This window comes from Larkinella insperata, assembly GCF_026248825.1.
In the GTDB taxonomy this organism is placed as follows: Bacteria; Bacteroidota; Bacteroidia; order Cytophagales; family Spirosomataceae; genus Larkinella; species Larkinella insperata.
The window spans coordinates 4,526,659-4,541,766 of the sequence record NZ_CP110973.1 but is presented as its reverse complement, the minus strand read 5'-3'; the positions used below and the strand labels follow the sequence as shown (position 1 = coordinate 4,541,766).

Genomic DNA, 15,108 nt, shown 5'->3' with positions numbered 1-15,108 from the left:
CCGTTATCGTTCATATTGTTTGATTTCGTATGACGAGTACACCGGGCGTTCGGCCTCCGCTTTTAGCAATTCGACCAACTGCGTTCGAATTGCTTCTTCGGCACCGGGTTCGAGAAAGCTGGTCCGGCAACGCCAGGTTTCGTAGCCGCCCCGCTCAATCTCGTGCGCGGGTGGCACGTAACCGATGTACCCGTTGGCCATCGTGATCGTAAAATACGGCTGGTGGTTTTGCTTGAGTTTCAATCCGGTTTCGGCAAAGAACTCCGCGCCCAAAGCGCCGATTCGCCCGGTGCCGATCTGTAGCGCCTGTACGGGAAATAGATTCGTATCTGGATAGTCGTTTAGCAACACCTGCTCCCGGGCGTAAATCCGGCGCAACGCATCCCGATCGACCTGCTGAATCGTCTCGTACTGGGATTCGGCCGCCAATTTTTTCGCTGCGTCCAATTCTTCCGCCGACGGTTTCCGAACGCCCGCGGCCACCTCGGTATACCGGGCGGACAATTCCGGAGCTTCCTGCCAACCAATGGCTTGCAATGCGTTGGCTACTTTTCCGGCGATGTCTTTTCCAATCAGTTCGCTTTTGGCAAAATGCGCTTTCGGGTACCGGTCCGGGTCCAGAAAATCCCAAATGTTGGCTTCTCCGCTGGTACCATTGCTCATCATCCCGACGAAGCCCGGTCCGGCCTGCAGCAGGCGACCGATTTCCTCGGAAAATACGCCGAAATAATCCGCCGTGATGGTGCCGTTTTCCCAATCGCCAACGTAGTGCAGCGAGTAATTTGCCAGCACGCTGATCCACTGGTCGTCCAGTCCTTTCACGGCCAGAAAGCTCACCTGCGGGTCCACCGGAGCCACCCGCCGGTCGATCTGCTGCTCGTCGCCGAAGGGGTTGGTCTTCACCCCGTCCAGCCCGCCCGTAACCGGATTAAGCGCCTGATAGCCTTCCTTCATAAAAAACCGCCGGCACACCACGTGCTCCGGCACGTCCACCGCCCCAAAGCCAATTTTGGCCGGTCGCCGGTGCTGCAAAGCCGCTTTGACCGATTCGATCAGCAGCGCCGGCAATTTCTGGCGGTACGGCAAATCGGCCGCGCCCAGGAGCAGACTGGCCACCGAACCGGCCGCGTGCGTGTGCGTGCTGGCAATCAGCACCTGCTGCGGCAACAGCCCCGTTTCGTTCTGGAGGGCGATTTTTACCTCATCCAGCAGGTCTTTCGGCATGGCGCAGATGTCCACAATCACCAGCGCGAGGGTGGTTTTGCCCTGCTGCAACACCAGCGCTTTGGCGTACAACGGGTCGTGGATGAAGCGGGCGTAATGCGTGATGAAATCGCCGTTGATCAACGTGCCCAGCGGGGGTGTAATGTCTACCCGGGCCGCTCCGGCCTGAAAAGCTGACTCGTTCATGGCGGTGTTGGTTATTGCCAGGCCCGGCGCAAAAACCGGAGCCAGTTTCCGTAAAAAATATTGTCAATATCGTCGGATTTATACCCGCGCCGGGCCAGAATGTCCTCGTACTTCCGCAAATCCGCAATCGAATTCAGGTCCCAGGGCGCTTGTTCGGTGCCGAAAATTCCGTCCAGATCGCTGCCGATGGCGACATGCCGGCTGTTTCCGGCAATCTGGCAGATGTGGTCCCAGTGGTCGACGAGGTTTTCCAGCCGGATGTTCAACTGCCAGGGGTCCGACACGGTGTCGATAAACCGGATGTCCATCGCCCAGCAATCCAGCATGCCACCCATCACCGCGTCCCGTTCAATCAGCCGCCGGATCTGCTCATCGGTCAACTGCCGCTGCGTCGGAACAAGCGCCCGCACGTTGTGGTGGCTGGCCCAAACCGGCCCCTGGTACCGATCCAGCACCTGATCGAATCCTTCGTCGGTCAGGTGCGTTACGTCCAGAATCAGGTTCAGCTGGTCCATTTCGGTCAGCAAATCCAGCCCCAACGGGGTTAGCGGTCCTTCCATTTTGGTCCCCGGCGCGTAGCGGCCCGGCCCGAAATGTGACAGACCGACGGCCCGTAACCCGTAGTCGAACGCCCGGTGCAGGTACGAACAATTTACCAGCGAATCGGCTCCCTCCAGACTCAGGATGTAGCCAATCGGTTTTTGCTCGTCGGGTATTTCAGCGTTGTCCCAGAGCGCCAGGTGGTGATCCAGTTCGGTCAGATTGGTGATTTGCACCAGCTCACCGAGGGCTTCCATTTCCCGGTACCACGTGAGTTGTGCCTGGGTCATGGCCCAGGCCTGCTGGGGTGAGTGCCAGCCGGGCAGCGCACTGCCGTAGGGTGTCACCCGCGACAATTGCGTGGCTACCACCAGGCCAATGCCGCCCTTGCGCAATTCCGGTAAACAAACCGTACCCCGGCCCCGGTCGGGCTTGTCGCGCATGCCCATTTCGCGCTGCCGTATTTCGGCCAGCGGGCGCGAAAGGTCCCGGTTCCACTCCAGCGCGTTCATGGCCAGATCGAGGTGGGCGTCAATCAGCAGCCGTCTATTCATGCACCACCGATTGGTTATGCGCCCGTTCCGAAGCCGCTTCGTACCCAAACGGATACTGGCTCATCAATTGCCGGATTTGCTGACTAAACTCCCGAAAAGACGTTTTCCATTGTTCCGCTTCGCCTGCTTTATAGGTGTAAAATCCTTCGCCGGAACTCATACCCAAACCGCCGTTCTGCACCATTTCGGTAAAAAATTGGGGCACGTGCCGGGCTTTTGAGAGTTCAGGAAACAAATCCTGCATGACCACCCCGTAGATAAAGGCACCCATCAGGTCCATATACCGGAAATGACCGCTGAAGGGCAGATAATAACCCGGATCGTTGCGGCAGGCGCGGTCGATGTCCTCCACGGAAACATACCCGTTTTCGAGCAAATAAAACGCTTCCCGAATCATGGCGCACAGCATCCGGGTTCGGATTCCGGCGTCACTGCGCACGACGTACGGGTCTTTCTGCCAGTAGTCTTTCGCCATCGTGTAAAAATCATCGACGAGCCGGAGGTTGGTTTTTTCGTTAGCGATGATCTCCAGAAAATACGTGGTATCGGCGGGCTCGGTCCAGTTGACGCCGATGATCCGTTCCGGGTGGTGGGCTTCCCGCTGCAGGCTGCTGAGCGGAATGCTTTCGGTGTTGATAGCAATCACCGCATCGGGCGAAAGCACCCCTTCCAGTTGCCGGATCAGGGCCCTTTTCTGAAATTCGTTTTCGTCCGTGCCGCCAATCACCAGCTTAAACGGCCCTACTTCGTCCAACTGGTGGATGATCCTGACCGAGCGGTCCAGCGCCTTGATTTGAATTGCGTTTGGCGAGATGGGTTGGCATTCGGTGGTATCAAAATGGTTGCTGGCGTATACCGCAACCGGATGGCCGGCCCGGCGTAAACAGGCGACAATGCTCCTGGTCGACTGGCACCAGCCCGTTACTAAAATGGCTTCTCTTTGAGCGGAAGGATTCCCCATGATGGTGTTCGTTTGGCGAAGCGCGGGCGTTCTTTTCAATTCCGGACGGTTTCCAGCGCCATGCTTTCCAGCAGGTGCCGGGCCGTGGCAATGGCGTGATCAATGTCGGCTTCGGTATGGGCCGCGCTGATGTACCACAAGCCCCGGCCAATCACCCGAACCCCGTTGTCGTGCAGTCCGGCGATGAGTTTGCCCAGTTTGGCTTTGTCGTACGACAAGGTGTCCCGGTAATCGCTGATGGTTTCCAGATCGGTAAATCCGGCATGAAACATGGGACCCAGGCCCTGCACCCGCAGGTTCTGGCCCGTTTCAGTAGCGGCCCGTTGCAGACCCGCCATCAGTTTCTGGCCGTAGTGGTAAAGCCGTTCATAAGGCGGGTCGCGTTCCAGCACCTGAATGGTGGCCAGGGCGGCCGCCACGGTCGGGTTGCTGGCGTTCATGGTGCCCGCGTGAATGACCTTGGCGTCTTCGATCAGGTGCATCCACTCCCGTTTGCCGACGATGGCGCTGATGGGATAGCCGCTGGCGATGGCCTTGGCGAAAATGGACAGGTCGGGCGTGATGCCGAAATGCTGCTGCGCTCCGCCGAGCGCCACCCGGAACCCGGTAATCACCTCGTCAAAAATAAGGGCGATGCCGTATTCGTCACAGAGGGCGCGCAGGCCGGGCAAAAAGCCGTCTTTGGGCAGGATGCAGCCATTGTTGCACATGATGGGCTCGGTGATGATGGCCGCCAGTTCGTGGTGATGCTCGGCGACGGTTTTTCGCACCAGGTCCAGATCGTTCCAGGGCAGAATGATGAACTCGTCGCGGACGTGTTCGGCCAGACCGGCGCTCCACGGATAGACTTCCGGATCGGCCCGGTCGCCCAGGGCGTCGGCGGAGGGTGCTGAAAGGCCCCAGGCCACGTTGTCGAGCCAGCCGTGGTAATGGCCCTCAAACCGGAGGAATTTGGTTTTGCCCGTTTTGGCGCGGGCCACCCGAAAGGCGGTCTGCACGGCTTCGGAACCGTCGAGGCAAAACCGCATCAGTTCGGCGGAGGGGATAATTTCGGCCAGTTTTTCGGCCAGTTCAATTTCCCGGATGTGCTGACCGGCAAAAAGTTGTCCCTGTTCGGAGTAGGTATTAATGGCCTGCAGGACCTCGGGGTGCGAATGGCCCAGCAGCAGCGGCCCCTGACTGAGCGTAAAATCCAGGTATTCGTTGCCGTCCACGTCGTAAATCCGGCTGCCTTTTCCGTGCGTGTAGAAAATGGCGTGCGGATGGTTGTACTTGCGGAATTCGGACGAAACGCCCCCGGCCAGCACTTTTTGGGCCCGCTGGAGCAGGGCCGCCGATTCGGTATACTGTGTCATGGTCGAATTTAGCCGATTCGCTGGTCGGTCCGGATCGGATACCGGGCGGCCAGTTGGAAAATATCTTTGTTAAAAACCGCAAAGGCTTTGTCCCACTCCCGTGCTTCTTCTTCGGTGTAGTCGTACAGGCCCTGCGCGCTTTGCGTGCCCCGCAACTGCTGTTCCACCAGCGGTTTCATCAGCGCAGGCACCTCCTCGGAGTTGGACAGAAGGGGGAAAACGCGCCGGAAGATCTCGGGGTAATCCTGCAAACCGGTGTAGTCCATGCGCCGGAAAATGCCCATCATCGTCATCCACGAACCGGCGTCGTACCGGAACGCCTTGTCGACATCGTCCAGCGTGGCCGCGCCCGTTTCCACCAGGTGAAAGGCTTCCCGGTAAATGGCGTACATCAGCCGGTTGGTTACAAAACCGCGAATGTCTTTGCGCAGCAACGTGGGTTCCTTTTGCCAGTGGTGCGCCAGTTCAAACGCCCAATTGGCCCGTTCCAGCGAGGTCTGCGTGCCGCAGGTAATCTCCATAAACCGGGTCATGTACGCCGGTTCAGCCCAGTGGATGCCCATAAATCGCTCGGGGCTGGGTACGTACTGCTGCAACTGACTGATCGGGATGGCCGAGGTGTTGCTGGCAATCACGGCGTCGCGGCTGACGACGGCGGCTATTTTCTGGTAAACCGTCTGCTTGATGGCCAGTCGCTCCGTGACGCACTCCAGCACCAACCGGCAGTCGCTCAGAATGGTATAATCACCCGAAACCGTCAGCTGCGTTCGATAGTCGTCCGGGGATTTTGTCAGCAAGTCCGCTTCTTCCCCGTGCTTAATCTGATTGTGAATGCGCTCCGGGGCGTCGGCCAGTTCATCGGGCAGCGGGGCAACGGCTTTCACCGGATGACCAGCGAGCAGGAGAGCCGCTACGATACTACTCCCCATTAATCCCAGTCCGACCACGCCCACGCTGATCTCACTCGTTTGTATCATCTCATCCATTCGCCGAACAGGTTAATCAGGCCGGGAGTTTAACAATGCAATCAATTTCCACTTTCACCCCTTCGGCCAGTACCGACTGCACGGTTGTTCGGGCCGGTTTGATGCCCGGGAAGTAACTGGCATATACCGTATTATACCGGTCAAAGTCGGCAATATCGGCTAGGTGAACGGTGCATTTCACGACGTCTTCCATCCGGGCGCCAGCCGATTCCACAATGGTTTTGATGTTTTGCAGGGTGCGATGGGTTTCGTCTTCGATGGTGCCCCGGACGAATTGCGACGTCTTGAAATCGACGGCCGCCTGGCCGCTGACAAATAGAAAGCCACCGGCCACTACGCCGTCCGAATACGCGCCGGTTGCAAAAGCGGGGTTGCGATCGGGGTGAATCACTTTTGTTTTACTCATGCGTGAAAAAGCAGATAGAAAGGGTGTGGCTCCAGACGTCCCAGATCACACCGGGAACTGTCAGCAAAAGTAGTCGGGGAAGTTTGCTATTTCTGTTACTTTTATCCATATTTCTGGTACTATTTTTCACAACGCTCCGGCCGATTCACTTTTTTTCGGTATACTTACTCACCTCTTTTGCTACGCTAAGCCCTTTGCCCCATGAAAACAGTTGAAGTTCGGTTACCACAGGAATACGACAAATCTTTTATTGTGTTTCAGGAAACTGGCCAATTTTTTCCCTGCCCCTGGCACTACCACCCGGAATACGAACTGGTCCTGGTCCTGAAAAGCACCGGTCGCCGGATGGTGGGCGATCACATTGGGTATTTCGACGCCGGAGATCTGGTGTTTATGGGGCCGTCGCTGCCGCACGTCTGGGTGAACGATCCCGAATTTTTCAAGGGCGAAGCCGGGTACCCGGCCGACGCCATTGTGGTGCAGTTTGTCGATAATTTTCTGGGCAAACCGTTTATGGATATTCCGGAGATGGAAACGTTCCGGAACTTTCTGAAGCGCTCTAACCGGGGCATGGAAATTACCGGCGCGACCCGCGAAAAGATCACCGACCTCATGAAACAGATGCTGACCATGAACGGGTTGCAGCGGCTCTCGGCCCTGCTGTCCATTTTCGACCTCCTGACCAACACTACTGACTGTGAGATGCTTGCCAGTCCGGGTTACGTGCAGAACATTCACCTGAAATCCTCCGACCACCTGCGAAAGATCAACCAGTACATCATGCAGAACTTCCAGGAAGAAATTACGCTCCCCGAAATTGCGAGCGTTGCCAACATGGCCCTGACGACTTTCTGCTGTTTTTTCAAAGACCACTACCGCGTCTCCTTCGTGGAGTATTTGAATACGGTGCGCATCGGTCACGCCTGTAAATTGATCTCCGAAAAAGACCTGAACATTGTGGAAGCCGCCAGCGAAAGCGGGTTCAACAACCTGGCGAATTTCAACCGCCAGTTCAAGAAAATCAAACGCATGACGCCCAGCGAATACCGCAGAACGTTGAACGCAGCCGTTTAAATCCGACGGTTTATCGAAAAAAAAGACGGGGCCGGCTTTTCCGAAAAATAGTATCACAAATACAAATAAAAGTAGCAGATTCCGATAAGGGCGAAACTTAATTTTGCTTTTGTCAACTTCGGCACGACTTTCTATTTGGGATACTATGAAAAAGGAAACTTTACCTGCTTTTTTACCAGGAAAGCGCTGTTTTTTACTGGTTGCATGGCTTTGTTGTAGCGTGGCTGCATTTGCGCAGCAGGCGCGTTCGGTAAAAGGCAAAGTTGCCGACGAACGCAACGAAGGACTGCCCGGGGTCAGCATCGTCCTGAAAGGGACCAACACCGGTACCACCACCGATGCCAGCGGCCAGTACACCCTCAACGTTCCCAACGACCAGGCGGTGCTGGTCTTCAGTTTTCTGGGGTATGAGTCGCAGGAACTATCCGTCGGGAACCAGTCGCTGCTGGATGTGACCCTGAAAGGAGACAGCAAAACGCTGAACGAAGTGGTGGTCGTCGGCTACGGCACCCAGTCGCGGGAAACGGTGACCACATCCGTCACAAAGCTGGACACCAAAGTGCTGGAAAACGTCCCCTACGCCAATGCGGCTTCGGCCCTGCAAGGCACGCTGCCCGGGGTGCGGGTGCAGGCCCCGGCCAGTGGCGGCCAACCCGGTGTGGCGCCCCGGATTATTATTCGGGGTGGAACGTCGATCAATAATCCCAACGGTGCGGCTCCGCTCTACATCATCGACGGGATCATCCGGACCAACATGAATGACATCAACCCCGATGACATTGAGTCGCTGCAAGTGCTGAAGGATGCGGCTTCGACGGCCATTTACGGGGCGCGGGGGTCCAACGGGGTGGTGATCATCACCACCAAAACCGGTAAAAGCGGCAAAACCCGCGTGACGTATTCCTACGACGTTATCTTCTCCCGGCCCGGCAAAATGTACGAGATGGCCAGCGCCCGGGACTACATCTACCTGCAACGGCTGGGGGCGGTTCGCTCGGCCAAAAAAGACCCGACGGCCACGCGGATGCTGACCCTGGCCACCGGAGCCGGAACGGGCAACGACCTGACCAACAACACGATTTACACCACTCAGTACCTAACCCCGCAAAACCAGCACAAACTCAACGAAGGCTGGGAAAGCATGCCCGACCCGCTGGATTCCACCAAAACGATCATCTTCCAGGATACCGATTATCAGAAGCTGATCTACCAGAACGGGGTTTCACACAACCACTACGTCGCGCTGACGGGTGGAACGGATAAAGCGACCTTCAACGCGGGGGTCGGGTATCTGAACAACCAGGGAACCGTGATCACCACCCGGTATGACCGCCTGACGTTTAACCTGAACGGCGAGCTCAAGGTGCGCGACAACCTCACGGTCTTCGGGCGGACCATGTTCACCCGGTCGACCAACAACGAAGTGTACGACATTGCGCAGATCTTCTACCGCTCGGCCGCCAACGTACCCACCTCCAAACTGTATTACGAAGACGGAACCCTGGCACCGGGGGCCAACCGGGGCAACGGCAATGCCCTGTATTTTCTGAACAAAGACAAACGGGGCAACTCCATCGAAAACATGACGCTCTCCGTCGGGGGCCACTGGGACATTCTGCCGGGACTGTCCTTTGATCCACAGCTTTCGTTGTATAAAGTGACCCGGGACGGCTACTCCTTCCTGCCTTCGTTTTACAACGGAACCACCGCCGTGACCACCCGGTCGGCTTCTGCGCTTTACGAGCGGTTGACCCAATGGCAGGCGGATGGGGTTTTCTCGTACGACAAAACGTTTGCTTCGTTTCACAATCTGTCGGCGAAAGCGGGTTTCTCGTATTTCGGAAGAAACAATTACACCATGACGGCCAGCGGGCAGGGCGCGGCCACGGACCTGATTCCGACCCTGAACGCGGCCTCCACGCCCGTTTCGGTGGGCGGTATCAACAGCGATCAGGTGATTCTGGGGTATTTCGGCCGGATCAATTACGACTACAAACAGAAATATCTCTTCTCGCTCAACGCCCGCTACGATGGAGCCTCCAACCTGGGGGCCAACCACAAATGGGGCTTTTTCCCGGGCGTTTCGGTGGGCTGGAACCTGCACCAGGAAGAATTCTGGAAAGCCCTGCCCGCCGATTTGATCCAGCTAAAACTGCGCGGAAGCTACGGAGTTAACGGGAACATCAGTGGGCTGACCGACTTCCAGGCGCAGGGCGAGTACGGCGTGGGCGCGCGTTATCAGGGAATTTCGGCCGTACAGAATACCGTCATTCCGAACCCGTCGCTCAAATGGGAGCAATCCAAAACGTTTAACGTGGGTGCCGACCTGGGCCTGTTCAAAAGCCGGGTGAGCCTGATTGCCGATGTCTTCCGCCGGGTAACCGACAACCTGCTCACCCGAATGACCCTCCCTCCTTCGACCGGCTTCAATGACATTTTCACCAACCTGGGCAGCCTGGAAAACAAAGGGGTGGAACTGGAACTGAGCGCGCAGATTCTGCCGCCGGCATCGAGTCTGCAATGGCAGATCAGCCTGAATGCCGCCAAGACTACCCACAAAATCCTGACGCTGCCCTACAACGGGACGCCCAACAACCGCATTGGTGGCTACAACGTCTACGACCCCACCAGCGGAACGTACGTCTGGGGCGGGGGCTTGCAGGAAGGCGGCCGCATCAACGACCATTATGCCTGGAAGCAGACCGGGGTGTATGCCACGGACGAAGCCGCCAAATCCGCCCCGGTGGACCAGCTCATCACCTACGCCGACAAAACCAAGTACGGGGGTGACGCCATTTTTCAGGACATTGACGGCAACAACATCATCGACGAGCGCGACCGGGTGTACGTGGGCAACCCCTTCCCGGTCTGGACCGGCGGTATCGCCAACAACCTCGCTTACAAAAATTTCAGCTTCGCCCTGCGGTTTGACTACGCCACCGGCCACACCATTTACAACTACGCCCGGGCGTTCATGGACGGGCAGTGGGCCGGGGTCAGCATGACGAAGGAAATGGCCGAAAAATCCTGGAAACGACAGGGCGATGTCGCCAGCATGGTGCAGTACCAGCCGGGCATCGGCAACTACAGCAACTGGCGCGGAACGGCCAACCACCTAACCACGACCAACTCCATTTACTACGAATCCGGCGATTATTTGTGTCTGCGGGAAATTACCCTGAGCTACAGCGTACCGTCGGCCCTGATGCAACGGTTGAAGATCAGCAACCTGCGGTTCAACCTGACCGGCAACAACCTGCACTACTTCACCAACTACAAGGGCCTGAACCCGGAAGACGGCGACCGCGACAACGGCCGCTACCCCATCCCGAAAAACATCGCGTTTGGCGCTTCCCTAACCTTTTAATCCCCCGCTCCATCATGAAACTCCATAAATACATTACGGGCGTTCTGTTGGGAACGCTGCTGAGCACCTCCTCCTGTACGGATCAGCTCATGGTTGAACCGACGAGCGTCATTACCAATGCCTCGTTCTGGAAAACCGAAGACGACGCCAAGGGCGGGCTGGCCGGGATGTACGTCAAACTGCGAAACGAAGCCCAACTCAACCTGTTCATTTACGGAGAAGGCCGTAGTGAAATTATGCAGAAATCACTGGCCGGAACGCTCGATTACGACCGCTATTACCTGAACACACTCAACCAGGCCGCCACGGCCCCCGACTGGATTGGGCTGTACTCGGCCGTCAATGCCGCCAACCTGATCCTGAAATACGTGCCGGGCATTACGTTCAAGTCCGAGACCGTCAAAAACAGCACGCTGGCGCAGGCGTATGCGATGCGGGCCTTTCTCTACTTCGTTATGGTCCGGACCTGGGGCGATTTGCCGCTGCGCACCGAACCCACCGAAGGCTACGACCCGCAGACCACCTTCCTGGATCGTTCGCCCGCTTCGGCCGTCCTGACGTTCATCAAAGAAGACATCGAAAAAGCCCTGCAACTTTTCCCCGACAACGCCTTTACGAACGGCCGGAGCATGTGGTCGAAACCGTCGCTCAACGCCCTGAAAGCCGATGTGTACCTGTGGACGGCCAAGCGCGCCAACGGAGGTCAGGCCGATTTTACCACGGCGCTCAACGCCTGCGATGAAGTGGCCAAAGCCGATGTGTCCCTGCTGTCCGACTTCAGTAGCATTTTCAAATACGGCAACAAGGGCAACAAGGAAATCCTGCTATCGGTAGCTTTCCGGCACCTCGAATCGCCGAACAACTATTTTGATAACATGTACATGGCGGTGGGTGCTTTACCCGCCAACGTGGACGATGCCACCAAAGCAATTGTCGGGGTTTCGGGCGGAAACAACGTGTGGGAAGCCAGCGCGCTGGTCCGTAACCAATTCGTGGCCGACGATCAGCGTCGAAACGGTTCGTTTCACGAGATTTATACCAACGGAGCCAACGGAACCCGCAACTATTTCATTTCGGTACCGCTGAAAGGTCAGGGACTCGTGGAAGGCGGAGTTCGCTTCTTCGTGGACGACATCATTCTGTACCGCTACGCCGACGTGCTGCTGATGAAAGCCGAAGCGAAAAACGGCCTGGGGCAGGACCCCTCCGCCGAGATCAACCAGGTGCGGCAACGGGCCTACGGTACCAAATTCGACGCGTACAAATTCGTCAACGGCACGAAGGACGCCAACGATGCAGCCATCCTGAAGGAGCGCCTGCTGGAACTGATTTTTGAAGGAAAACGGTGGTGGGACCTCGTGCGGTTCGGGAAAGCTTTCGACCTGGTGCCGTCGCTGCAGGCCCAGAAAGGCAAAGATCACCTGGTGCTGTTTCCGCTTTCCAGCAACGTGCTGAGCCTGGAACCTAAAATTACGCAGAACCCCGGCTATTGAGCGAACTTTTGGATGAGCGATTGATTGAATAAAAATCTGACCTACAGATAATTACATCTTTCGGTTTATTACCCTTGTAAAGAGGCAAACTTGGATTGGGTTATTTGTTCGGTTAAATGCTACTTGGTCCACTCAATCGCTACTCGCTCAATTACTCATCTGCCTCTTCACCGAACCCTACATGCCCATGCGAAAGCCGTTGCTTATCTTGGTCGGTTTGCTGTTTCTAAGTTGGATCGCCGAGGCCCAGCCCTCCCCTACAATCTGGGAGGAACAGAAGAACGCCAGCCTGACGCGCATCACGCCCGGTATTCCGGCGTACGGGAAAACCGATCTTCAGTATCAACGGGATGGAAAAAAGAAGTTGCGGGTGCTGCTGGGCGAACCGGTGGTGATCTCGGTGGCGCAAAAAGAGGAAAAGTGGGGCTTTTACCAGTTTCCAACCCTGTACCGGAGTCTGGACGGCGCGTTGGTAGCCACCTGGGCCATGCACACCGACCACGCCGAGAGTTACGGCAAGGATAGCGACGGGTTTGCGGTTTCCAGAGACGGCGGCAAAACCTGGACCGTGCCCAACGGCCCGAAACCGCTGGGCGATGGGCTGGCGCTTCCCAACGGCGACCGGATTAAAAATTACACGCCCCCCGCGCTGGACACGGCCATCCTGCAACTGCCCCCGAAGGTGGGTAGGGTTTCCGAAAACTACGGCCGAACCTTCTCGTACTACAAACTCGATGGTTTGCCGGAGCAGTTGCAGGGTGTCTACCTGAACCGGCTGAAAAAAGGCCAGTCCGAATGGACGCTGGAACACAACAAACTGCTGGACCCAACGGCCGTTCGCTACACGGACAACAAGCTTTTTCCGCTGGTCTGGTGGGGCGACATGAAAGTGGAATCGACCAACACCATCATTACCGGCACCTATCCCGGTTTTTTCCTTCAAAACGGGACCGTTCCGGCGTCTGGCGTCCATTTCTACCGCTCGGCCGATCTGGGCAGGACCTGGAAAATCGTGGGACGCATCCCGTACGCCCCGGACGTGGCCCAGGACCCCAACGGCAACAAACGGCTCGCGCTGGGCTTTACCGAACCCGCTTTTGAAATCCTGGCCGACGGGTCGTACCTCTGCGTTTTAAGAACGTCCGATGGCCTGGGCAACAGCCCCATGTACCTCAGCCGCTCGACCGATCAGGGAGCTACCTGGAGCCAACCGAAGGCGTTCACCAGCTCAGGGGTGCTGCCCCAGTTGCTTCAGTTGGCGAACGGCGTGGTGGCGCTGGCTTCGGGCCGACCGGGGATGCAATTGCGGTTTTCATCCGGTTCGGGCGGTTTGCAGTGGACCGATGCGTTTGAGATGCTGCCGTTCCATGATTCGAAAGACGTGGTTTCCTGCGGGTATCCGGACCTTTTGGCAACCGGACCGGATAAATTTCTACTCATTTATTCCGATTTTAAGTACAAAAACGAGAAGGGCGAAACCCGAAAGGCCATTAAAGTGCGGGAAGTGACCGTCAGGCCGCAGTAAAACCAGGTCCCGTTTCTTCTCTCCGATCAACATGACGAAAGCTTATTTTTTAATTCTTCCGCTTCTTTTCTTCGCCTGTAAAAGCACGCAGAAAGCGACCGGGCCAACAACCGAATGGACCGAGCGCAGCTCCGAACCGCTTTCAGTAATCACGCCCGGGCTTCCAACGTACCAGCAGACCACCGTTCTGTACAAACAGAATGGGAAAGCCCAATACCGTGTAACGCTGGGCGAACCGGTGGTGGTGAGTGCGGCCGAAAAGGAGGAAAAATGGGGGCATTTTCAGTTTCCGGACATTGCCCGCACCGTCGACGGAGCCATTGCGGTAAAGTGGCAAATGGCCAACGATGCTATGGAATCGTACGGAAATACGTCTTCGCCGGCGGCCCTATCTACTGACGGCGGGAAAACCTGGAAGATCAGCCCGACCGACTGGGAGCATTCCGCGCTGGAAGAAGGCGTTTTGCTGCCCAACGGCGACCGCATCAAAATCGTAACCCCCAAACCCGTCAAAGAATCGGAGCTAAAGATGCCCAAGCCAGTTGGGTCGTTCAAACGCAGGAATTATGTACACACGTTTTATAAACTAAGCGAACTGCCCGCCAGCCGACAGGGCGTATTTCTGGCCCGCCGGAAAAAAGGCGAATCCGTCTGGACCGACGAACAGGCGGCCCTCAACGACCCGCAGGCCCTGCGCTACAGCCTGCGCGGCATGGTGCCGGTGGTGTGGTGGGGTGACATGAAAGTGGCCGCCGATGGTTCCGTCGTGGCCTGCGTGTATCCGGGATTTCACCTCCGCGAAGACGGGAGTCTGGATCTCAAGGGCGGGGTGTTTTTCTACCGCTCGACGGACGCGGGCCATTCCTGGAAAATTCTGAGCCGTATTCCCTACCAACCCGACACCAAGATTGATACCAACGGCGTGAATAAGTTCTGGTTTACCGAACCGGCGTTCGAACTGCTGGCCAACGGTACCTACCTCAGCGTCATCCGCTCGCACGACATTTACAGCGGGCCGATGTACGTCAGTCGGTCGGCCGATGAGGGCAAGACGTTTACCAAACCCGAAGTTATGGCCCCGAACGGCGTCTTTCCGCGGTTGTTGCAGTTGAAAAACGGCGTTACGGTGGTGTCTTCCGGTCGGCCGGGCGTTCAGCTCCGGTTTTCCAGCGACGGCCCGGGAAAAACGTGGACCAATGCGTTCGAAATGCTGCCGTTTGGCAAAAACGAAGACGGCACTTTTGAGCAGGTTTCCTGCGGCTATACCGGCCTGCTGCCGACCAGCGATCATTCGTTTTTGATGGTTTACTCGGATTTTAATTACAAAACCGCCGAGGGACACCTGCGCAAAGCCATTAAGGTCCGGGAAGTTTCGGTTTCTCCGCTCTGAACCTTGTCCGATGATTTACCGCGTTTTCAACTAACCCAAACGATTCC

11 protein-coding genes are annotated in these 15,108 nt (G+C 56.9%); 5 read left to right on the top strand and 6 right to left on the bottom strand.

What is annotated here, in order from left to right; all coding sequences use genetic code 11:
* Window positions 1–3: 3 nt before the first annotated feature.
* The 6 genes from OQ371_RS18415 to OQ371_RS18390 are packed head-to-tail and all read right to left on the bottom strand — an operon-like array spanning window position 4 to window position 6,212.
* Window positions 4–1,410, bottom strand: a complete 1,407-nt coding sequence (locus OQ371_RS18415) for a hypothetical protein (protein WP_265989693.1) — start codon at window positions 1,408–1,410, stop codon at window positions 4–6.
* An 11-nt stretch (window positions 1,411–1,421) separates the two neighbouring features.
* On the bottom strand, window positions 1,422–2,504 hold the full coding sequence (locus tag OQ371_RS18410; RefSeq protein ID WP_265989692.1) for a dipeptidase: 1,083 nt from the start codon (window positions 2,502–2,504) through the stop codon (window positions 1,422–1,424).
* Window positions 2,497–3,504 (bottom strand): 3-hydroxyacyl-CoA dehydrogenase family protein, encoded by a 1,008-nt coding sequence (locus OQ371_RS18405; protein ID WP_265989690.1) that lies wholly within the window; start codon window positions 3,502–3,504, stop codon window positions 2,497–2,499. The genes OQ371_RS18410 and OQ371_RS18405 overlap by 8 nt, the downstream gene beginning before the upstream one ends.
* A complete protein-coding gene (locus tag OQ371_RS18400) occupies window positions 3,501–4,820 on the bottom strand; it encodes an aspartate aminotransferase family protein (protein WP_265989689.1) in 1,320 nt (439 codons plus the stop codon). The genes OQ371_RS18405 and OQ371_RS18400 overlap by 4 nt, the downstream gene beginning before the upstream one ends.
* A gap of 8 nt (window positions 4,821–4,828) precedes the next feature.
* Entirely contained in the window at window positions 4,829–5,806 is a 978-nt protein-coding gene (locus OQ371_RS18395) for a 3-hydroxyacyl-CoA dehydrogenase family protein (RefSeq protein WP_265989688.1), read from the bottom strand.
* A gap of 16 nt (window positions 5,807–5,822) precedes the next feature.
* A complete protein-coding gene (locus OQ371_RS18390) occupies window positions 5,823–6,212 on the bottom strand; it encodes a RidA family protein (RefSeq protein ID WP_265989687.1) in 390 nt (129 codons plus the stop codon).
* A 201-nt stretch (window positions 6,213–6,413) separates the two neighbouring features.
* On the opposite strand from OQ371_RS18390, the gene OQ371_RS18385 reads away from it, so the two are divergent.
* The 5 genes from OQ371_RS18385 (at window position 6,414) to OQ371_RS18365 (ending at window position 15,061) form a co-directional block, all read left to right on the top strand.
* Complete coding sequence (locus OQ371_RS18385) at window positions 6,414–7,286, top strand: AraC family transcriptional regulator (protein ID WP_265989686.1); 873 nt, start codon at window positions 6,414–6,416, stop codon at window positions 7,284–7,286.
* Between the two features lie 220 nt (window positions 7,287–7,506).
* Window positions 7,507–10,653: a SusC/RagA family TonB-linked outer membrane protein gene (locus OQ371_RS18380; protein WP_265989685.1), complete on the top strand. Its 3,147-nt coding sequence runs from the start codon at window positions 7,507–7,509 to the stop codon at window positions 10,651–10,653.
* 14 nt (window positions 10,654–10,667) lie between these two features.
* Window positions 10,668–12,146 (top strand): RagB/SusD family nutrient uptake outer membrane protein, encoded by a 1,479-nt coding sequence (locus tag OQ371_RS18375; RefSeq protein WP_265989684.1) that lies wholly within the window; start codon window positions 10,668–10,670, stop codon window positions 12,144–12,146.
* Window positions 12,147–12,333: 187 nt separating this feature from the next.
* Window positions 12,334–13,671, top strand: coding sequence for a sialidase family protein (locus tag OQ371_RS18370; RefSeq protein WP_265989683.1), 1,338 nt, complete (start codon window positions 12,334–12,336; stop codon window positions 13,669–13,671).
* Between the two features lie 31 nt (window positions 13,672–13,702).
* Complete coding sequence (locus OQ371_RS18365) at window positions 13,703–15,061, top strand: sialidase family protein (RefSeq protein ID WP_265989682.1); 1,359 nt, start codon at window positions 13,703–13,705, stop codon at window positions 15,059–15,061.
* Window positions 15,062–15,108 lie beyond the last annotated feature (47 nt).